18 protein-coding genes and 1 pseudogene are annotated in these 20526 nt (G+C 33.8%); 18 read left to right on the forward strand and 1 reads right to left on the reverse strand.

Annotated features, from left to right (window positions below):
* Window positions 1–142: 142 nt before the first annotated feature.
* From hrcA to dnaJ, 5 genes and pseudogenes are all read left to right on the forward strand, one after another.
* The gene (gene hrcA / locus IMX26_RS01695) at window positions 143–1165 is read left to right on the forward strand and encodes a heat-inducible transcriptional repressor HrcA (protein ID WP_195159994.1); all 1023 of its coding nucleotides are present in this window, start codon (window positions 143–145) and stop codon (window positions 1163–1165) included.
* An 11-nt stretch (window positions 1166–1176) separates the two neighbouring features.
* Window positions 1177–2745: a TCP-1/cpn60 chaperonin family protein gene (locus tag IMX26_RS01700; RefSeq protein WP_195159995.1), complete on the forward strand. Its 1569-nt coding sequence runs from the start codon at window positions 1177–1179 to the stop codon at window positions 2743–2745.
* A 12-nt stretch (window positions 2746–2757) separates the two neighbouring features.
* Window positions 2758–3315 carry a nucleotide exchange factor GrpE gene (gene grpE / locus IMX26_RS01705; protein ID WP_195159996.1) on the forward strand — a complete coding sequence of 186 codons (558 nt, stop codon included), beginning with the start codon at window positions 2758–2760 and terminating at the stop codon, window positions 3313–3315.
* A 12-nt stretch (window positions 3316–3327) separates the two neighbouring features.
* Window positions 3328–5172, forward strand: a pseudogene (gene dnaK / locus IMX26_RS01710) (molecular chaperone DnaK).
* Window positions 5173–5218: 46 nt separating this feature from the next.
* Window positions 5219–6325, forward strand: a complete 1107-nt coding sequence (dnaJ, locus tag IMX26_RS01715) for a molecular chaperone DnaJ (protein WP_195159997.1) — start codon at window positions 5219–5221, stop codon at window positions 6323–6325.
* Window positions 6326–6444: 119 nt separating this feature from the next.
* Here dnaJ and IMX26_RS01720 read toward each other — a convergent pair whose 3' ends face one another.
* Window positions 6445–9798, reverse strand: coding sequence for a hypothetical protein (locus tag IMX26_RS01720; protein ID WP_195159998.1), 3354 nt, complete (start codon window positions 9796–9798; stop codon window positions 6445–6447).
* Window positions 9799–10222: 424 nt separating this feature from the next.
* Here IMX26_RS01720 and prmA point away from each other — a divergent pair, with 424 nt between their 5' ends.
* The 13 genes from prmA (at window position 10223) to IMX26_RS01780 (ending at window position 20520) form a co-directional block, all read left to right on the forward strand.
* Complete coding sequence (gene prmA / locus IMX26_RS01725; RefSeq protein ID WP_195159999.1) at window positions 10223–11164, forward strand: 50S ribosomal protein L11 methyltransferase; 942 nt, start codon at window positions 10223–10225, stop codon at window positions 11162–11164.
* Between the two features lie 3 nt (window positions 11165–11167).
* A complete protein-coding gene (locus IMX26_RS01730) occupies window positions 11168–11908 on the forward strand; it encodes a 16S rRNA (uracil(1498)-N(3))-methyltransferase (protein WP_195160000.1) in 741 nt (246 codons plus the stop codon).
* Window positions 11909–11912: 4 nt separating this feature from the next.
* Window positions 11913–13223: a tRNA (N(6)-L-threonylcarbamoyladenosine(37)-C(2))-methylthiotransferase MtaB gene (gene mtaB, locus IMX26_RS01735; protein WP_195160001.1), complete on the forward strand. Its 1311-nt coding sequence runs from the start codon at window positions 11913–11915 to the stop codon at window positions 13221–13223.
* A 35-nt stretch (window positions 13224–13258) separates the two neighbouring features.
* Window positions 13259–13588 (forward strand): histidine triad nucleotide-binding protein, encoded by a 330-nt coding sequence (locus tag IMX26_RS01740; protein ID WP_195160002.1) that lies wholly within the window; start codon window positions 13259–13261, stop codon window positions 13586–13588.
* Window positions 13581–13712: a hypothetical protein gene (locus IMX26_RS18040; protein ID WP_279324879.1), complete on the forward strand. Its 132-nt coding sequence runs from the start codon at window positions 13581–13583 to the stop codon at window positions 13710–13712. The genes IMX26_RS01740 and IMX26_RS18040 overlap by 8 nt, the downstream gene beginning before the upstream one ends.
* Entirely contained in the window at window positions 13690–13875 is a 186-nt protein-coding gene (gene rpsU, locus IMX26_RS01745; protein ID WP_195160003.1) for a 30S ribosomal protein S21, read from the forward strand. Before IMX26_RS18040 ends, rpsU begins: the two co-directional genes overlap by 23 nt.
* A 181-nt stretch (window positions 13876–14056) precedes the next feature.
* Window positions 14057–14356, forward strand: a complete 300-nt coding sequence (gene yqfC / locus IMX26_RS01750) for a sporulation protein YqfC (RefSeq protein WP_195160004.1) — start codon at window positions 14057–14059, stop codon at window positions 14354–14356.
* The gene (locus tag IMX26_RS01755) at window positions 14349–15515 is read left to right on the forward strand and encodes a sporulation protein YqfD (protein WP_195160005.1); all 1167 of its coding nucleotides are present in this window, start codon (window positions 14349–14351) and stop codon (window positions 15513–15515) included. Before yqfC ends, IMX26_RS01755 begins: the two co-directional genes overlap by 8 nt.
* 11 nt (window positions 15516–15526) lie before the next feature.
* Window positions 15527–16498, forward strand: coding sequence for a PhoH family protein (locus IMX26_RS01760; protein ID WP_347707887.1), 972 nt, complete (start codon window positions 15527–15529; stop codon window positions 16496–16498).
* Between the two features lie 12 nt (window positions 16499–16510).
* Window positions 16511–18625, forward strand: coding sequence for an HDIG domain-containing metalloprotein (locus tag IMX26_RS01765; RefSeq protein ID WP_195160006.1), 2115 nt, complete (start codon window positions 16511–16513; stop codon window positions 18623–18625).
* A complete protein-coding gene (gene ybeY / locus IMX26_RS01770) occupies window positions 18600–19040 on the forward strand; it encodes an rRNA maturation RNase YbeY (RefSeq protein ID WP_195160007.1) in 441 nt (146 codons plus the stop codon). The genes IMX26_RS01765 and ybeY overlap by 26 nt, the downstream gene beginning before the upstream one ends.
* An 11-nt stretch (window positions 19041–19051) precedes the next feature.
* Complete coding sequence (locus IMX26_RS01775) at window positions 19052–19414, forward strand: diacylglycerol kinase family protein (RefSeq protein WP_195160008.1); 363 nt, start codon at window positions 19052–19054, stop codon at window positions 19412–19414.
* Between the two features lie 77 nt (window positions 19415–19491).
* Window positions 19492–20520 carry a DUF881 domain-containing protein gene (locus IMX26_RS01780; protein ID WP_195160009.1) on the forward strand — a complete coding sequence of 343 codons (1029 nt, stop codon included), beginning with the start codon at window positions 19492–19494 and terminating at the stop codon, window positions 20518–20520.
* Window positions 20521–20526: the final 6 nt, after the last annotated feature.

Below are 20526 nucleotides of genomic sequence, written 5' to 3' on the forward strand. Positions count from 1 at the left end.
AAACATCCAACATATAAAAAAAGTATGTTTTTTTTCACTAATTCACTGTTAATGCCTTGACAGTTTCGATGTTGGGTGGTATTTTTTTTATAGATTTTAGCACTCACTAAGCTAGAGTGCTAACAAATAAGAAGGTGAGAATATGTTTTTATCCCCACGACAGCTTCAGATTATGCAAGCAGTAGTAAAATTTTATATTGAGTCAGGAGTGCCAGTGGGTTCTCGTACTATCACAAAACACTTTAACTTAGGCGTTAGCCCTGCTACTGTACGTAATGAAATGGCTGACCTAGAAGAGATGGGGTTACTTATTCAGCCTCATGTCTCTGCAGGAAGAATTCCTAGTGACTTAGGATATAGGGTTTATGTTAATTCATTAAATACCAAACAAAAGCCCGATATAGAATCGGTCTCCCGTTTTGAGTCGGAAATTGAACAACGTATAGTAGAGAAAGAACAGCTTTTAATAAATATTGCAGAAACACTATCTCAGTTAACTTCATATGCAACAATAGTAAGTGGTCCATATATTAAGGCATGCAGATTAAAAGAGTTTGCCTTAATACCAGTCAGTGAAAAAGATGTAATCGCATTAGTTGTTACTGATAATGGACTTACAACAAATAAAACGTTACACTTACCAAATGAAATTTTAGCTGAAGATATTGGTTATATAAATAGAGTTCTTAATGCCCGCTTAAAAGGTAGATGTTTAAACGATATAAAGAGCTCTGAAATAAGGCAGTTAGTATCAATGATTAGTGAGCATATTAATAATGAGGATAAAACCTTAATGTCAATCATTAAGCAGGTAGTTGAGGTTCATAAAACACCCATTGTTGCTGATGGAATTATTAATGTACTTAATCAACCTGAGTTTAAAACAGAGAATAAATACTTACAATTGGTTGAGGCCTTAAATGCCCAAGATATCTTAGCTGAGTTACTATCATCAGAAAACATGAGTACCCTAAATATATCTATAGGCAAAGAAATTACCAATGTAAAAATGCAAGAATGTAGTATTATTAAAGTTCCATATTTAATTAATGACCATATTGCAGGTGTTATTGGAGTTTTGGGTCCAAAACGTATGACGTATGCTCGGGTGATATCTTTGCTAGAATATGTTAGTAGAAGAATAGAAGATATATTGCAGGATTAGGAGGGATTATTTTGTCAGTTAAACAAACAGCAAGAACATCTGAAATTGATGAAAAATTAGCGGCTTTAATGACTAATGCTAGAGCAATAAAAGCAGTGGCCGCTGCCGTAGAAGGCACTATAGGTCCCAAGGGTTTAGATACTATGTTAGTGGATGGCTTCAATGATGTTGTCATTACTAATGCTGGTGTTACTATCTTAGAGAAAATGGATGTAACACATCCTGCTGCTAGAATGTTAATTAATATAGCTAAAGCTCAGCAAGCAGAGATAGGTGATGGAACAACTACGGCAACAGTTATGGCGGGTGCTCTTGTTAGTGAGGGAGTAGACCAGGTTGTTAAAGGTGTTCCGGTTGCAAGGGTAATTGAGGGTATTAAGCTTGGAATAAAAGAGGCTCTTAAAGCAATTAAGGAAAAGGCTTTTAATATAAAAGGGTTAGAAGATCCTGTATTAACTAGGATTGCCTATATTGCTGGAAGAGAACATAAAGATATAGCTGAACTAATTGTTAAAGCAGCAAAAATGATTGGTGAAGATAAATTTCAAGATGAAGTATTTAAATTAGCTGATACTGTAATCGCCGAAGAGGGTGCTGAAAATGAGGTTTTTAGTGGTGTTATTATTGATAAAAAAAGACTAAATAGACAAATGCCACTTAATATAGAAGACGCAAAAATACTGATTATAGATGATGCTTTAAAGCCAGAAGAATTAGAAGAAGAGGCGTTAGCTACCGAGATGGGCTTTAAGCGTTATATGGAGCTAAAAAATAAATTTACTACTAATCTACATAAATTAGTTGAGTTGGGAGTAAACGTTGTTTTAGTAGATAGAGCTGTAGATAACTACGCCGAAGAGTTTTTAACAGATGCTGGGGTATTGGTATGCACTAGAGTAGGTAGTAAAGATTTACGAATCGTGTCAGAGCATACTGGTGCCAGACTAATTAAAAGAACTGGATTAAACAAAGATATAACAGAGCTTAAAGAGGTAATAGGTAAAGCTAAAAAAGTGTATGAAGATGTAAGGCTTAAAAAGGTTCGAATTATTGAAGGATATGACAAACCTATGGCAACAGTTTTGGTTGGAGCTGCAACCTCAGAGGTTGTTGATGAACGTGAAAGAATAGCTAAAGATGCTGCTTCATCTGTTCAGGCCGCTATTAAAGGTGGTTACGTTGCTGGTGGAGGTTCAGTAGAGCTTGCTGTTTCTCGTTCCGTAGAGACCCTACGTGAGACTGTTAAAGGAATGGCAGCATATGGAGTTGATTGTGTCAGTAGGGCTTTGCGTAAACCTGTTTTTCAAATAATATTAAATGCAGGTTTTAATCCCTTAGAGAAGCTCGAAGATATAACTGCAGCACAAATTGATCAAGGTAACGAATGTTTAGCTATTGATTGTGATAGTGGAGACATTGTTGATATGAAGGAAATGGGAGTATTTGATCCACTACTTGTAAAATATCATGCAATTAAAGCGGCTGGTGAAATTGCAGAAGCCATTTTAAGGATTGATACCATTATTAAAATGAAAAGCAAAAAAGATAGTGGAGAAATGAATCCTAATTTTAATTTTTAGGTAGGTAGAGTGATGAAAGAGCGAAATAATGAAGAAAAAGAACTAAACCTTGAGAACTCTAAATCAAAGAGTGCTGATGGTGAAGAGGTAGTAGAAACAGTTTCAGTGGAAGAAGAGTGTGTTGATATTAATAGTGAGTTAAATAAGCTTACAACAGAAAACGAAAGATTACAGAATCAATATCTTAGAGCGGTAGCAGATTATACAAATCTAAAAAAGCGTACTGAAAAAGAGAGGCGTGAATTACTGACATCTGCAAATGCTAATTTAATAGGTAAGATTTTGCCTGTAATAGATAATTTTGAACGTGCTCTTCAAACTATAAGCGACCCAGAAGTAACTAAGGGAGTAAACATGATTTACAAACAGCTTATAGATATATTAAGCGTTGAAGGATTAGAGAAAATTGAAGCCGAGGGAGAACAGTTTGATCCCCATATTCATGAGGCTTTAATGCAAGAACAAAATTCAGAGGTAGCAGATAATACAGTTTTACAAGTGTTTGAGCCGGGCTACCGGTTTAATAATAAGTTATTACGAGCAGCAAAAGTTAAAGTATCTAGTAATTAGGAGGTAATATAGATGTCTAAGGTTATAGGAATTGATTTAGGAACAACAAACTCATGTGTCGCTATTATGGAGGGTGGTCAGCCGGTAGTAATAGCTAATGCTGAGGGAGATAGAACAACTCCATCGGTAGTAGCTTATTCTAAAAATAATGAGCGATTAGTTGGTAAAGTAGCTAAGCGCCAAGCTGTAAGCAACCCAGATAACACAGTTAGCTCTATTAAGAGTCATATGGGTGAAAAATATAGTGTAAAGTTAGGAAATAAAGAGTACACACCACCAGAGGTTTCAGCCATGATATTACAAAAATTAAAGGCTGATGCTGAGGCATATTTAGGTGAAACTGTTACCCAAGCGGTAATTACAGTTCCTGCTTAGAGGTTTCAGCCACAACGTCAAGCAACTAAAGATGCTGGAAAAATTGCAGGCTTAGAAGTGTTAAGAATAGTGAATGAGCCAACAGCCGCTTCTTTAGCATATGGGTTGGAGAATGATGGAGCTCAAAAGATATTAGTTTATGACTTGGGTGGCGGTACTTTTGACGTATCTATTTTAGATTTAGGAGATGGCGTTTTTGAGGTATTGTCTACTAATGGTGATACTCACCTTGGTGGAGACGATTTTGATAAAGCCATTATGGATTATTTAGTGAAAGAGTTTAAGCGTGATCAAGGCGTAGATTTATCTAAAGATAAAATGGCATTGCAGAGATTAAAAGACGCTGCTGAAAATGCTAAAAAAGAGTTAAGTACTGTAGCCCAAGCAAACATAAACTTACCATATGTTACAGCCGATGCTACAGGTCCAAAGCACTTAGATATAACACTTACAAGAGCTAAATTTGATGAACTAACAGCTCATTTAGTAAAGAGAACACTAGATCCTATTCGTAAGGCAATTAAAGATGCTGGTTTATCTACATCTGAGATTGACAAGGTTATTTTAGTAGGTGGTTCTACCAGAATTCCAGCTGTTCAAAAGGCCGTGTTTAGCATTACTAATCAAGAGCCATTTAAAGGAATTAATCCTGATGAAGTAGTAGCCTTAGGTGCTGCTGTTCAAGCTGGTGTGTTAGCGGGTGAAGTTAAGGGTGTAGTATTACTAGATGTTACCCCTCTATCTTTAGGTATTGAAACACTTGGTGGAGTATTTACTAAATTAATTGATAGAAATACCACAATTCCAGTAAAGAAAAACCAAATATTCTCAACAGCCGCAGATAATCAAACTCAAGTAGATATCCATGTTTTACAGGGTGAACGTTCTATGGCAACTCAAAATAAAACACTGGGTAGATTTGTACTAAGTGATATCCCACCAGCACCACGTGGAATACCACAAATTGAAGTTACATTTAATATTGATGGAAATGGTATTGTAAATGTAAGTGCTAAAGATTTAGGTACAGGAAAAGAGCAAACTATTACAATCACATCTTCTAGTGGATTAAGTGATGATGAGATTGATCGTATGGTTAAAGAGGCAGAGCAGCATGCTGATGAAGATAAGATACTAAAAGAATTAATAGAAAAGCGTAATCAAGCTGATTCTATGGTATATAGTACAGAGAAAATGTTAACTGAGCTAGGTGATAAAGTAGATAGTGCTAAAGCTGAAGAGGTTAAAAAGTCAATTGAGGCTGTTAAGGCAGTTAAAGATGGCGAAGATTTAGAGGCTATTAATAGTGCCGTTGAAGAATTAACTAAACACGTTAATGAACTATCAACTATTTTATATCAACAAGCTCAACAAGCTCAGCAAGCAGCTGGACAACAGGGTCAACAATCACAAAATCCTGAGGATGATGGAGTATTTGATGCAGAATACGAAGAGGTCGATCCAGAAGCTGATCCTAAATAAGCATAATTGTGATAACTAAACAATAGGCTGTTTATGGAGTGATATTATGGCAGATAAAAGAGATTATTATGATATATTAGGTGTAAACCGAGAAGCATCTAGTGATGAACTTAAACGGGCTTATCGTAAGCTAGCCCGTTCTCATCATCCAGATGTAAGTGATGACCCTAACTCTGAGGAGAAATTTAAAGAAATTAATGAAGCCTATCAGGTACTTAGTGATCCTCAAAAACGTCAACAATACGATCAATTTGGTCATGCTGGTATGGGCAATCAAGGTGGTTTTGAAGGCGGATTTGGTGGCTTTGAAGATATCTTTGATATGATGTTTAATGGTGGATTTGGTGGTCGTGCAAGTAGAACAGGCCCACAAGCTGGTGCTGATTTACGGTATGACATTACACTAAGCCTTGAGGAAGCCGTATTTGGTGTTGAGAAGGAAATTACCATAAGACGCAATGAAGTATGTGATACCTGTAACGGAAGCGGTGCAGAGCCTGGAAGTAAGGTTCATACCTGTTCTCAGTGTAAAGGTGCTGGTAAGATCAAGAGAGCTCAGCAAACACCATTTGGACAATTTGTTAATGTTGTAACTTGTCCTAAATGTAATGGAAAAGGAAAAACGATTGAAAAACACTGTGAAACTTGCCATGGTCAAGGCAAGGTTATTAAAAAACGCAGAATAAATATAACAATTCCACCTGGAGTTGATAATGGATCACGCCTAAGAGTTGCTGGTAAGGGTGAAGCAGGTGAACATGGTGGGCCATACGGAGACTTATATGTATTTATTAGAGTAAAAACTCACCCTCATATAGAGCGTAGAAAAGAGAGCTTACACACTAAAAAGAAAATCTCTTTTGTTCAAGCCGCTTTGGGTTCAGAGATATCTGTAGAAACATTGGATGGTAAAATGAAGTTGAAGATACCTGCTGGAACTCAAACTGGAAGTGCCTTTAGAATAGAAAATAAAGGTGTACCTTATAATCGCAGAGGTGCACGTGGTAATTTTTATGTTACTGTACAGGTACATGTTCCCAAAAAGCTAAACAACGAGCAAATAAAGGCGTTATCTGAATTTGCCAAGGCCAGTGGTGAACAGGTTAATCCTCCAGATAAAACTATATGGGATAAAATAAAAGATATGTTTTAATAACTGTAATACTAAATGTAGGTTACACATTGATGTGTGACCTACATTTTTAATAAAATTTGCTTTAAAACTACAATAAAAAAAGCAGGATTGCCTGCTTTTTTGTTTACTGTTTTTAACTAATGTTTCACCGGTACCCATGTACCTTTATATACTTTGGTTTCAATACTAGTGCCAGCCCAACTCATATGAACAATAGAGTCACCCGTACCAAAAGCAACGTGTTTAACCGATTTTTTTCCACTACCAGTTGTCCAGGAGTAGGCAAGAGAGTAGTTGCCATTAATATCTTTAAAGTAATCACCAATTGCATACTCTGGTATTAAAAGATTCTCATTTTTCTTTTTCCATTTTGAGTCTTTTAATTTAGCTGCTTCATTTTTAATATTACGATATTGATTAGCAATAGTAACTGGAAGCTTATTAAGACCTTCAACGCCAATGCCTATACAGCTATCAGTAATAGCAGATATGTATTGACTAGCACCTGATTTAAAACTAGAAGCGGAGGTTATTCTATAGGTGCCCAATATCCCATTATTGTAGAATAAATTTTCACCAACCATATTGGGTCGTACCTGTAAAATAAGCTCTGATGCAAGCTTTTTAGCATAACCTTTTTCCAGTTTTTCACCATCAAATAGTTTAAACTTTGTAGATATTTTTAGCTCTCCACATTCTAAATCATCTGCGTAAATAATACGGGCTTCATCTTGGTCTTCACCTTCACTAACATTAGATATAATATTTCCACTACTGGTGGAGTATTTTGTATACTCTGGTGGTAGCTCTACTTCAACGCCATTTTTAAATACATAAATAGCTGTAATTCGTAGTGCTTTTGCTGGCATAGCTGGTGCCTTATATTCCCGTTTTACGTACGTATTTTTAGGGGGAACATAGATTGGCTCATAGCTTAAATAACACCTATCAATTAGAGTATGATAATAATGAGAAACACCATTCTCATCAACATTACTATCCTCTTTTTCTTCCTCTTTTGATCCACTAAAAAAACTGCCAATAGCCTCAAAAATTGATTTTGACTTTTTACCATCAATTCTTAGAGTATCGTTGGTTGCCTTAATAATTTTGTTATTGCCATTTTCGGAAGATTGACTTAAGGTACGATATGGAGCAAAAATCACTGCATCACTATTAAGTAGCTTTGTTATTTTACCTTCATCAGTAAAGGTTATTTCTGTTCCCTCGTCGGTAACAAAGGTTACAGTTATTTGAGCCTCTTCGTTTTTAAAGAGTGCAATAACACCTTTATTTGTAACAGTTGCAATGCTTTTATCTTCTGAATTATAATACATATTTTTAGCATGGGTTACATCATATACACTGCCATCTTGCATATGTGCTTCTACTTTGGCTTGCATTACACCAGCTAGGTCTGTTTCTTCGTAAGTCATATCTACTCTGCAGATTTCATTGTAGTTTATTTCTACAGGTTGAAATGGTAGATTTATTTTTTTGGGATTTAAGTTCTTTAAACTCCAAGTGTATACATCTCCATTATTGCTTAATGCTATTAAATTATGACCATAACTTTTAATTGCAATTATATTATTTAAGGACTTTAATTGAATTAGCTTATCATTATTTATATAGTCATGAAACCAAACAGTACCATCGTCTTTTATAAAACACATATACATATTCTCTAGAATAATATCTTTAATATTACTTATCTCAAATTTAATGGGTTTGTGTTTATCGTTACATCGATATTTTCCGTATTTATAAAAAGAGCCATCACCCATAAGGTAACCACAGCAAAAAGAACCTGGTCTTATTTCCTTTTCATCATTTAAGGATTCTAAATTTGTTATTTTTTGGGGTGTATCATACGATATAAATAATTCATAATCTTCTCCACCCTGGCCATTATTATATCCTAAAAACCAAACGCTCTTATCATTCTTTTTAACTACTGTAATATGATACCCAGTTTTAATATCAATAACATTGTTTAACCCTACAATTGGGTAAGCCTTGTTGGTTGTTGATTCCATTGTTCCTAATTCACCACAATCGTTTCTTCCTAGACCCCAAACTGTGTTGTCTTTTTTTAAAGCAACAAGATGATTGTATTGTGAAAGTGAGATTACATCTGTTAAACCCTCAACTGCAGATATCTCATAGCCCTTATCAACATTGTCATTGTAGGCATATACAATGTCATATTCTTTCCATAACGTAACAGTGCCATTTTCTTTTAAAACATAGTTTTTAAGGCCCGAAACAATGTTACTTACATTGTTTAAACCCTTTACCATTCTTGGCTTTACTATGTCTTCATCGGCTTTCCAGCACCAAACTGTTCCATCGTTTCTTAAAACTGAGTAGCTGTTATAATTAGCTGAAATATCTAAAATTTGTGAGTCAGCTTTAATAATATTCTTTTTAGCAGCATTGAATGGAAAACTAACTTTTTGGGGTGTTTCACCTAGCTTCCATACAAATACTTCACCATTTTTGCTTAGAGCAGATAGATACTTATAATTATGTTCAATGGAGGTAATATTACTTAGCTCAGTAATTTTATAGGGTATTTTTTTAGAGTAATCTTGCATCCACACTGAACCATCATCTTTCAGAAAACATACAAAGTCACCCTCATGTTCTATTTCTACAACACTATCAATGGATATTTTAGTAGGGCTATCATAACTAGCCATAAAATAATCTCCACAAACGTCAACTGTGCCATCTGTTTTTAAAAAAACAGAGTTCCACTGACTAAGCGAGATATCTTTAATTTCACTTGCCATATACTGAATATCAACCTTAATTGGTGTTGAAGCCAGTTTTGTATTTAAACAAGTGCCCAATTGACCTCTGTTTTCACCTAAAAACCATAACGTACCATCCTTTTGTAAAGCTAAGGTTATACCAAAATCAACAGCAGTTTTATGAATATTATTTAAACCTTCAACTTGAAATACTTCTTTAGCAAATATTCCTAGATTATTTGGACCCAATTCACCATAATAGTTAGAATAATAACCCCATACAGAGCCATCTTTTTTTAATGAAAGTACATGATCTCCTTGCATAAGAGTTGCTGTGTTTTCAAAATTTTTAACTTCATCTGCTACGTAATACTTATAGGGTTGTTTTGTTTCAGGGTCTTCCATGTCATATGCATACCAGCTGCTGACAGAGTCATCTTCTTTAATGGCATAATTGTTTGAAGTTGAAACAATATTTTTTACATTAGTTAACTCTTCTACTAAATGAGGTTTAGGACTTTTACTGTCTCTATTCCAATACCAAACGGTGCCATCGCTCCTCAAAACAGAGTAATATTCATGACTTACTGCTATATCAGTTATTTCATATTCTGCATCTGCATTTTTTATATTTTCACTAGCAAAAGCAATGTTATGATTGTTAAATGCCACCATTGCTATAAGTAAAAATAATGCTAAAAAAGACTTTAGCAATTTATTGTTATTAACCATAGTGTTTCTCCTTTTATGTATTAGGTTGAATAAGAGTGTAAACTTTACTTATGATCTTTTAATAAAGATATAAAGCCTGCTTTAGTATTTCATAAGGAATTATGTAAACATGTATTTACGTTAGCTAGCTCCTTTCTCTTTACGATAATCTTTATTATACAATACTTTTTTGGTATAATAAGCTATTTCACATAAAATATATTAGATAAATTTTTGTTAATTAATAATGAACATAATTTAATATTTTAAGTAAACATAAATTCTAAGTAGGTAGTTTAACTATCTAAAATTTGCCCTCTATAGAGGGTTGTTAAACAACCATAATTAAAAAAATTATTATAGTTAATACAAAGAGTTTAATATTAGTTTTTAATTTAAATTTTTTCTTGTATAATGGTACTGGTAATTAGGAAGGTGATTAATAATGACTCAATGGATGGAAATTAAAATTCTAACAAAATACAGTGCTTCCGATGCTGTTGGTGAGGTTTTATATAGAAATGGAGTAAATGGTTTAGTATATGAAGATTTAACTCCAGTGGTTGATTTGCAATCAACCATAGACTGGGATTACAGTAGTTTGCCTGTAGTAGATAAACCCTTAGAAGAGGTATACATTGTGGCTTATTTGCCTTTAATAAAGAATATTTTAGAGGCTATTGAAGATATTAAAGCTGAAATTGAGTTATTAAGAGACTTTAATATAGATATTGGTAAAGGGGTTTTATCATATAGGATAGTTGATGAGGCAGATTGGCAAGATAATTGGAAAAAGTACTTTGTACCTATAAATGTCGGCAAAAACCTAATAGTGCGACCAATATGGGAAGACATAGAGGTAGCGCCAGGCAAAGTTGTTATAAATATTGATCCTGGTTTAGCTTTTGGTACTGGTTCACATGCCACCACCCAGCAGGTTTTAATAATGCTTGAAAAATACCTTGAAGATAATAGTAAAGTAATTGATGTAGGATGTGGCTCAGGGATTCTTTCAATTACAGCCCATAAACTAGGAGCTAAAACAGTAACAGCTTTAGATTATGACAATCAAGCTGTTAGCATGACTAAAAGTAACATGAAAATTAACAATCTTAACGACAATGAGATTGAGGTTTATCAAAATGATTTACTAAATGGAATCAGTAAAAAAGCAAATATTATATTAGCTAATATAACTGCCCCAATTCTAACAAAATTAATACCTCAAACAGTGAGTATCCTAAATAAAGAGGGTTTATTTATTTGTGCTGGTATTATAGATGAATATGAATATGAAGTGCAAAAGTGTTTATTAGAGCATGGCTACATTGTTATTGACAGGTTAATAAAAAACGATTGGGTTTCCTTAACAGCTAAAAGGGTGTAAGAAATGACAAGAATTTTTGCAGGGGTTAGTTTAAAACCCAATATTAAGTATAAACTAAGCGCCGAAGAGAGCCATCATTTAAAAAATGTATTGAGAGTTAAAAATGGCTCTTTATTAGATATTGTGGATAATAATGCTCATGAATATATGGCAAAAATAGTTAATACCGAAGGTAAATATGTTGAAATAGAAGTATTGCAACAGATTTTTATTAATAGAGAACCAAGCCTTAAAATAACAGTATTTCAAGGACTACCAAAGGGCGATAAAATGGAGCAAGTTGTTATGAGAGCAACCGAAATTGGGGCAAGTGAGTTTGTTCCAGTAGCCATGAAAAGGTCTGTTGTAGTGTTAAAAGATAATAAAGCAAAAAAGAAACAAGAGCGTTGGCAGAAAGTTGTCAATTCAGCCTCGTCTCAAGCTAAAAGACAATTAATCCCTCGGGTTTTACCAGTCCATAATTTTAGCGAAATGTTAGGCTGTTTAAAGGATTTTGATAGGGTGTTCGTGCTGTATGAAAATCAAGAGGATAAATCTATATATGATTATAATATAACCAATATTCAAGGAAGAATAGCAGTAATAGTGGGGCCAGAAGGTGGCTTTGAGGAGAGTGAAATTAGTTTTTTAAATCGAATAAAGGCTGAAGTGATTACCCTAGGTCCACGAATAATGAGAACAGAAACTGCTGCCCTTAATTTTATTTCTGTTTTACTTTATTGTTCAGGAGATATGAGGAGGTAATACTTTGAGTAACAATAAAATATGTATAATAACGTTAGGTTGCAAGGTAAATCAGTACGAGAGTCATACCTTTGAAAACTACTTTAAAGATAAAGGGTTCTTGTTGGTTTCTATAGATGAAAAAGCAGATGTTATTATTGTAAATACCTGTGCAGTTACTATGCAAGCAACTCGTAAATCGCGTCAGTTAATACGAAAGGCGCGTAGATTAAATGAAAACGCTTTTATAATCATTATAGGTTGTTTAGCGCAACTTGAAACAACAAAGGAGCAGCTAAAAGATGAAGTGAATGTTTTTATAGGAAGTGAAGATAAAAGCAAAGTTGTCGATATAGTAATGAGATGGTCTAAAAATAATAACGCTAAGTTTAATCAAAACTCAGTTACTAATATAAGTGAAGCAACAGAGTTCGATGAAATGCCCAGCTACGCGGAGGGTAGTAGGGTTAGGGCTGAGGTAAAGGTGCAGGATGGCTGCGAGCAGTTTTGCTCATACTGTTTAATTCCTTATATGCGTGGTCCAGAGCGTAGCAGACCAGTTAATAATGTAATTAAGGAAATTAACTACTTAGTTGAACACGGCTATAAAGAAGTAGTTTTAACTGGCATACATCTAGGGTCTTATGGCAAAAAATTACCCACTAAAACTGATTTAACTCAGTTAGTAAAGTCAATACTCGAAAAAACTACTATAAAGCGTTTACGGCTATCCTCTGTTGAACCAAACGATGTCACAGATGAACTAATAAATATAATTGCAAACAATAAAAGGGTGGCTTCACATTTACATTTGCCTTTACAGGGAGGTAGCGATAAGCTACTAAAAGACATGAATAGGCGCTATACAACTGGTGAATATTTGGGTCTGGTAAAAAAAATAAGAGATAAAGTTCCTAATATTGCTTTAACAACAGATCTTATTGTAGGCTTTCCTAGTGAAACGGAGCAAGACTTTGAGGACACAATGAGATTTATTAAAAAGGTCAAATTTTCAGCTATGCATATCTTTAGATTTTCAACACGGCCAGGTACTAAAGCTGCAAAAATGAAGAATAAAGTTCATGGTGATATTGTAAAATCACGTAGTGATTTACTGCATAAAGTAGCAATAGAGCTTAAACAAAAGTATGAAAAAGCTATGTTAAACAAAGTTTATGAGGTATTAGTTGAAAAATGTAATGAGCATTATTGTGAGGGACATGCAGAAAACTATGTTAATGTTCATATAGATAATACTAATATTGAAAAAAATAGTTTAATTAAAGTACAAATTATCCAAACTAGTACTTACTGTGTAAAAGGTATTATGTTATAATACTAAAGATATTGTTATGAGAGGAGGGGTAGGTCGTGTCTGAATGTTTATTCTGTCGTATAGTAGCAGGAGAAATACCTGCAGATATCATATATTCAGATGATGAAATTCTTGCGTTTAAGGATATTAATCCTGTCGCTCCTATACATATATTAATTATTCCAAAGATTCACATAACTTCTCTTGCAGATGTAAAGGAAAATGATGTATCATTAATAGGACGAATTATGGGCAGGATTTCTTTAATTGCTAAAGAGCATTGCCCAGACGATAATTACAGGGTTGTAACAAATGTAGGTGAGAATGCAGGTCAAACAGTACCTCATTTACATTTTCATTTGTTAGGAGGACGAAAATTTGATTAACCAGCAGGTTAGTAAAAATTTTTGTTTGACAGTATTAGAGTATATATATATAATAGATTGGGGTTATCCCATGGCTATTTCCGGGAGGGGGGTTAAGGCAGATGGCAGAAGTAAAGGTCGGTAAGAACGAAAGTTTAGACCAGGCTCTGCGCCGATTTAACCGGGAATGCCGTAAGGCTGGTATTCTTAAAGAAGTGCGCAGAAGAGAGCATTATGAAAAGCCTAGTGTTAAGCGCAAAAAGAAGGCTGAAGCGGCACGTCGCAAAAACACTCGTAAATCTTTTTAATTAAACAATAAATTTAGCAAATGTTATTTTTATTGAAAAACAAATTAAATTAGTATTATAGCCCGGTTAATACCGGGCTTTAATATTTTTATAATAAACTAAGTTTACTAGGATTACACTTGTACATTCGTAATATAGTATGCCTTGTTATCATATTTATATTTTATAACGAGGTGATATTTTGAAAAATAGTAAAAGAATAGACCGCTTAAAAGCTAATATCGCAGGTACCTTTGATATTCCAATTGATGTAGTTCTGGATATGCCTCGAGTAACAGTAATTGGTAGTATGCAAATCTATATAGAAAATCATCAAGGAATTATATTTTATAATGATGACATTATTAAATTAGCTTTTTCAGAAGGGGTAATAGTAATAACTGGTGATGGCTTAACAATTAGAGTAATAAATATTGATGAAATGATTATTGATGGAGATATAACTAAAATACATTTTGAGGCATGTGCTAAACATGAGTAAAATTCTAAAATACAATAATGGTTATGTTAAAATAAAAGTTGCAGGAAAGTTTCCAGAGCGTTTCATTAATTTATGTATAGTAAAAGGTATTGAAATATGGGGTTTAAACTACCAAAATAACTTTATTGAACTATATACCTCTATAGATGGCTTTAAAAGAATGAGACCAATTTTAAAAAATGCTAATTGTAGTGTTAAAATATTAAAGAAAAAAGGCTTGCCATTTATTATTGACAATATGTTAAGATACAAGTGGTTAGTAGGTTGTTTAGTTATACTAATTTTGGCTGGTATTTTTAGTAGCTTTTATGTATGGATTATAAACATAAATGTTCCCCAAAACTATGATTCAAGTAAGATTCAGCGTATTGTAGCTAGTGCTGGCTTAAAGAGAGGCACATTACGATCAAACATAAACATTAGGGACATTAATAATGCTCTTAAAAGTGAGTTCCCAAATATACGATGGGTAGATATAAAATTAAAGGGTGTTAAGGCTCAGGTTAATATTGAGATAAGTCCTATTAATCATAGTGGCAAAATTAAAACTGGAGATATTGTAGCAACTAGAGACGGCTACATTGAAGAGATAATAGTACTAGATGGAACAGCTAGAGTAAAAGACGGCGAAATAGTTGTTGGTGGTCAAATAATAGTAGAAGGAAATGTTTACAGCGAAGATAAATACTTACATAGTGTTCAAGCTAGGGCAATAGTAAAAACTGTTACTTGGTATTATGGTAATGGTTTAGCAAGTCAAGAATATATAGAACTACACAATACAGGCAGAAAAAAAACAGAGTTTGTTCTTAAATACAATAACAAAGAAAGCCATATTTATGGTGACAGAAATGACTTTAATTTATATAAGTTTTATGAGTATAGTTACCCGCTAAAATGGAGGAATATTTCTGCATCTGTCGAAGTGGTTAAGCGTGTTTATTTAGAGCAAAAAGCAGTTAAAGTTAGCTTAAACTCCACTGAAATTAAAGAAAAGGCTCAAAATCAAGCGCTAGCAAGTGCCTTAAATCAAGTGGGGCCAATAAGTTCACCCGTTGAGGTTACTTATAAATATATAGATTTAGGAAATATGCTGTATGCTGAGGCAATAATTAAAGCACATGAAAACATAACGCAGTTTCGTTATCATCATAGATAGGAGGCCATGTTTTGGCAAATGTAATTGAGAAAAGACTATTTATTCGTACTATGGATGAGATGCGAAAGTTATTTGGTGAAAGAGACGTATTTCTCAAAAATATCGAAGATAGCTTTCATGTTAAAATGGTCACTCGTGAGAGTGAGATTATAATTGATGGAGAGAATGAGTCAGTAGAAAAAGCTGAGGGTGTTTTACGTCAATTGTTAACATTAATCAGAAATGGGCAAATAATAGAAGAACGAGATGTTGTATACGCCATAAGAATGTTTTTGGAAAACGAAAGCATAGATTTAACAAGCCTCTCGGATGATGAGCTTGTGATAACCTCAAGAGGCAAAGTAGTTAGCCCAAAAACTAAAGGACAGCAGAAATATGTTGAAAGTATTAGAAACAATACTTTAGTTTTTGGAGTAGGGCCAGCTGGTACTGGTAAAACATATCTTGCAATAGCAATGGCAGTTGCTTCATTACGAAATAGAGAGGTAAGTAGAATTGTTTTAACTAGACCTGCCGTAGAGGCTGGTGAAAGATTAGGCTTTTTACCAGGTGACTTACAGGCTAAAATAGATCCCTACTTACGTCCTCTCTATGATGCATTATATGATATTATGGGTGCTGAACAGTTTGTAAAGTATCTTGAAAAAGGTGTGATTGAGGTTGCTCCATTAGCCTACATGAGAGGTAGAACTCTAGATAATAGCTTTGTAATACTTGATGAGGCTCAGAACACTACAAAAGAGCAGATGAAAATGTTTTTAACAAGGCTTGGCTTTGGTTCTCAGGCAATTGTTACGGGAGATATAACTCAAACAGATTTGCCAAGAGATCGAAAATCTGGCTTAAAAGAGGCCGTAAAAATACTAGATAAAGTAAAAGATATTGGTATTGTATTCTTAACTGAGAAAGATGTAGTAAGACATGCTTTAGTTCAGAGAATTATAAAAGCCTATGAGAAAAGTGAGCGCTCTAGAAAGCGCTAAGGAGATACTAAAATGACAGAGTTTATTAAAGATGTAAAAAGAATATTTAATAAATATTTTTTAAGAAAACCCAATGTTCAGCGGCTGTTGTTGGGCTTTATAACCTATGTAATAATTCTGTCTACATTAATATTATCTGTTGTTCCTGCTGAGGTAAACATTAATATTGGACAAGTTAGTTCCCGTACAATTTATGCACCAATTACTTTTGAAGATGAAATTGCTACTGAAAAAGCTCGTAATCAAGCAGAGCTACGTGTTAATGATCAGTATGTGCGTGATCGTAATTTAGAGCAACAGGTTTACGATAATATGGCAACAATAGGATCATTAATTATTGAAAATAAAAGTTTAAGTATAAAAGATTTAAGATCAGCCTTAATTGAAAAATTACCAGATGATATAGACTCAAAAACAGATATAATTTCGGACAATACGCTTTATTATATAGTAGGACTAGAAGCAGATTATATAAATGAGTTAAATGATGCTGCTCAAAATGTGTTAAGTGAGGTTTATAAAGAAACCATAATAACAGCTGAGAGTGGATTAGCTTTAATCCAGCATAATGTAACCCAGTTAAGTTATACAATACCTGAAAAAATATATGTAGAAAGTCTTGTAAAATCAGTTTTTCAACCGAGTTCAGCTTATAGTGAAGCTAAAACAGCTGCTCAAAAAAAAGAAGCAAGACAAAATGTAGCACCAGTTATGATTCATAAAGGGGATGTGCTTGTTACTAAAGATCAAGTTATAACTGATCAAATATACTCGTATTTAGAGAAATCTGGCTTACTGAGCAATATGCGCAGAACCCAAATGGTTTTGGGTGTGACAATTTATTTGTTGCTTATATTTATTGTTGTTGTAGCACTTCTTAAAATATTCTGCAAATCAGTCTTTAATAAAGTGATTTCGTTATTAATGTTAGCACTCATTATGATAGTTTGTGTACTAATTACAACAGTAATAGTTCCGTTTTCACCTCTATTTGTGGTTAGTGTAACTGTTGGAGTATTAATTACTGCCTTATTAGATTGGCAGGCTGCCTTAATCTCTGTATTAGCATATAACTTTATAATAGCACCCATGATCATAGATACTTCTTACGCCTTAATAATATCCCTAATTACTGGTGTAACATCTATTGTAAGTAGTTATAAAATGAGTCAGAGAGCAGATATGATTAAGGTTGCTTTATATGTAGCTGCAATTAGTGGTTCTACAGTAGTTGCAAGTAACTTAATAATTGGTTCGGAGCTAAGTGTAGTTGCAAACTCTGCGTTATTAATAATTCTTAGTAGTATAGCTATGGTAATTATAGCTATTGGTTCTTTGCCATTGTTAGAAAATACTTTTGGCATTATTTCTACGATAAGACTGCTCGAATTATCTAACCCCAACAGACCTTTATTGCGAAAACTATTATTAGAAGCACCAGGTACCTATAATCACAGTATAGTTATGGGTAACTTAGCTGAGGCAGCTGCCGAGGCTGTTGGTGCTGATCCATTACTTGCTAGAGTTGGCGCATACTATCATGATATTGGTAAGCTTAAACGTCCAGGTTTTTTTGTTGAAAATCAATTAGATGGAAATAATCCGCATGACAAATATACACCATCACTAAGTGCCTTAGTTATTATGTCTCATGTTAAAGATGGCGTTGAACTAGCTAAAGAAGAAAAACTTCCTGAGCAGGTTATTGATATGATTAAACAACATCATGGTACAACATTAGTAAGTTATTTTTATCATAAAGCAGTTAACCAAAACGAAAGTGAAGATAGTATTAGGGAAGCAGATTATAAATATGATGGACCTCGCCCTCAAACTAAAGAGGCTGGGATCATTATGTTGTCTGATGCAATTGAAGCTGCTGTAAGGTCACTTAAGCGTCGATCACCAGCTAAAGTAGAAGAGGTTGTTAGAAAGATAATAAAATCTCGTTTACAAGATGGAGAATTAGACGAGTGTGACTTAACCATGAGAGATTTAGAAAAGTTAGCTGAAACATATATAAGAGTTCTTTCAGGGGTTTATCACAATAGAATCGCCTACCCAGAAAGAAGTATAGCTGACCTCGAAAGGAGTAAAAAACTTGGTAGAAATTCAAATATTAAATAATCAAGAGGATGTTGAGCTAAGTGCAGACATATTAGATGAGTTAAAAAGCACTGCGCTAGAGATTGCTAATATACTTAATATTAACAATAAAGTGATTAGTATAGTGTTAGCAAATAGTGATATAATCAAAACACTTAATTGTCAATACAGAGATAAAGACTATGTTACCGATGTATTGTCATTCCCGCTGTCAGCAGTAGATAGTAATGAAGAAATGTTGGGTGAGATTATTATATGTGCTAAAGTAGCTAAGGAGCAAGCAAAAGAGTATAATAATAACCTTAAACAAGAACTTAGTTTTTTGATTTTACATGGAATACTCCATTTATGTGGTTATGACCACGATGAAAGTCATAGTGGAGAGATGAGAGAAAAAGAAAAAGAAATTACTGAGAGGCTTTCATTAAAAAAATAGGTAGTGATTTTTTGAAAAATAAAAATTTTATAGATTCTTTAAAGAATGCAGCTAAAGGTGTAAAAAATACAGGACTTACTGAAAAGAATTTTCAAAGGCAGTTATTGATTGTAGCTTTACTATTTATATCTGTAATAGTACTAAGAGTTACAGGAACAGAGTTGGCTTTAATCATCCTAACTACTGGGTTTGTATTATCTGCTGAGCTTTTTAACACAGCCATAGAAAAGTGGGTAGATTTGATTAGACCAGAGTATCATACTTTAGCTGGTCATATTAAAGACGTTGCTGCTGGAGCCGTTTTATTGGCTTCTATTACAGCAGTTTTAGTGGGTTTAATAGTATTTATTCCACGAATATTACTATTAATATAAAAAAGTGATGAAGGTAACATGTAAGTACTTCGTAAAACAATTTTGCAAGATGTTTTACAGGTGTATGGAGGAGAAAAATGCGTATTCCCAAGTTGTTAATAGTTTTTTTAGCGCTATTAATGGTTATTAATTCAGTAGTTTTATTAAGATCATTTAATCTTATTAGTTTACCAGGAGAAGTATCTAGTATTGATATGGCACGTGCTGGTACCACAGCTATGATATCTTACCTTAGAAATTATGCTACTGATTTAAAAGTTCATAATAATGCAGCTGTTAAAGATAGCATTGGTTTGTTTCAATATAAAATTGAAACTGCTAAAACCGAGGATGAACTAGCCCAAATAGTAATTATTGAGAGTAGATTAGTGCAAGAAACAATTGTTAGAGAGACCGAGAATAATCGTAATCAAATTATTCTTAACATAATTAGTACCGATGAAAATTTGCAAAGAGTAAAAGATAAAGAGACTATTTTTGTTTGGGCAGATAATGAAAATGGTATTCAAGTTAGAGATGGAAGTGGTGTTTTAACCAAACAAACCATTGAAATGTTAAAAAGCTCGGATGCACTGCCTACAATATTTAGTGAAGTAGCAGTGGGTGTAGAGTCTGGCGTTCCTAAAGTTTTAAACTATAGGCGTGTTTATGATAGACTAGGCTCATTAGAGAATGAGGTCGCCTTATTGCAACAAAACCTTATTGATAGAGAGTCTTTTGCAGGTTTGCGACCAATGGTTGGAGAGGGTCTTGAGATTAAAATATACGACAAAGAAGGCGGATATCAAGCCCATGAAATTGTGCATGACTCCGACATAAGAGATATGTTGAATGAACTATATTCAGCGGGTGCCTTGGGTGTAAGTGTTGGAGGACAAAGAATTATTACAACATCACCAATTAGATGTGTAGGAGCAGTTGTTTTAGTAAATTACACACCAATTGCAGTTGACCCTGTTGTTATAAACGTAGTAGGTGACCCTATAAAGCTTGAAAGTAGTTTAGAGATTATCAAAAACACCTTAAAATTAGTTAAAGGCATGGAGATAGAAATTACGAAATCAGAGAATATTATATTACCTGCATATAAAAAAGCAATGCCTTAATAGTTT

The organism is Clostridium sp. 'deep sea', from assembly GCF_014931565.1.
Classification (GTDB): Bacteria; Bacillota; UBA994; order PWPR01; family PWPR01.

Excerpts from the sequence above, each read along its gene's own strand:
- hrcA (WP_195159994.1), top strand. The coding sequence starts at position 143 with ATGTTTTTATCCCCACGACAGCTTCAGATTATGCAAGCAGTAGTAAAA.
- IMX26_RS01720 (WP_195159998.1), bottom strand. The coding sequence starts at position 9,798 with ATGGTTAATAACAATAAATTGCTAAAGTCTTTTTTAGCATTATTTTTA.
- dnaJ (WP_195159997.1), top strand. The coding sequence starts at position 5,219 with ATGGCAGATAAAAGAGATTATTATGATATATTAGGTGTAAACCGAGAA.
- IMX26_RS01780 (WP_195160009.1), top strand. The coding sequence starts at position 19,492 with ATGCGTATTCCCAAGTTGTTAATAGTTTTTTTAGCGCTATTAATGGTT.
- grpE (WP_195159996.1), top strand. The coding sequence starts at position 2,758 with ATGAAAGAGCGAAATAATGAAGAAAAAGAACTAAACCTTGAGAACTCT.
- IMX26_RS01730 (WP_195160000.1), top strand. The coding sequence starts at position 11,168 with ATGACAAGAATTTTTGCAGGGGTTAGTTTAAAACCCAATATTAAGTAT.
- prmA (WP_195159999.1), top strand. The coding sequence starts at position 10,223 with ATGACTCAATGGATGGAAATTAAAATTCTAACAAAATACAGTGCTTCC.
- IMX26_RS01765 (WP_195160006.1), top strand. The coding sequence starts at position 16,511 with ATGACAGAGTTTATTAAAGATGTAAAAAGAATATTTAATAAATATTTT.
- rpsU (WP_195160003.1), top strand. The coding sequence starts at position 13,690 with ATGGCAGAAGTAAAGGTCGGTAAGAACGAAAGTTTAGACCAGGCTCTG.
- IMX26_RS01755 (WP_195160005.1), top strand. The coding sequence starts at position 14,349 with ATGAGTAAAATTCTAAAATACAATAATGGTTATGTTAAAATAAAAGTT.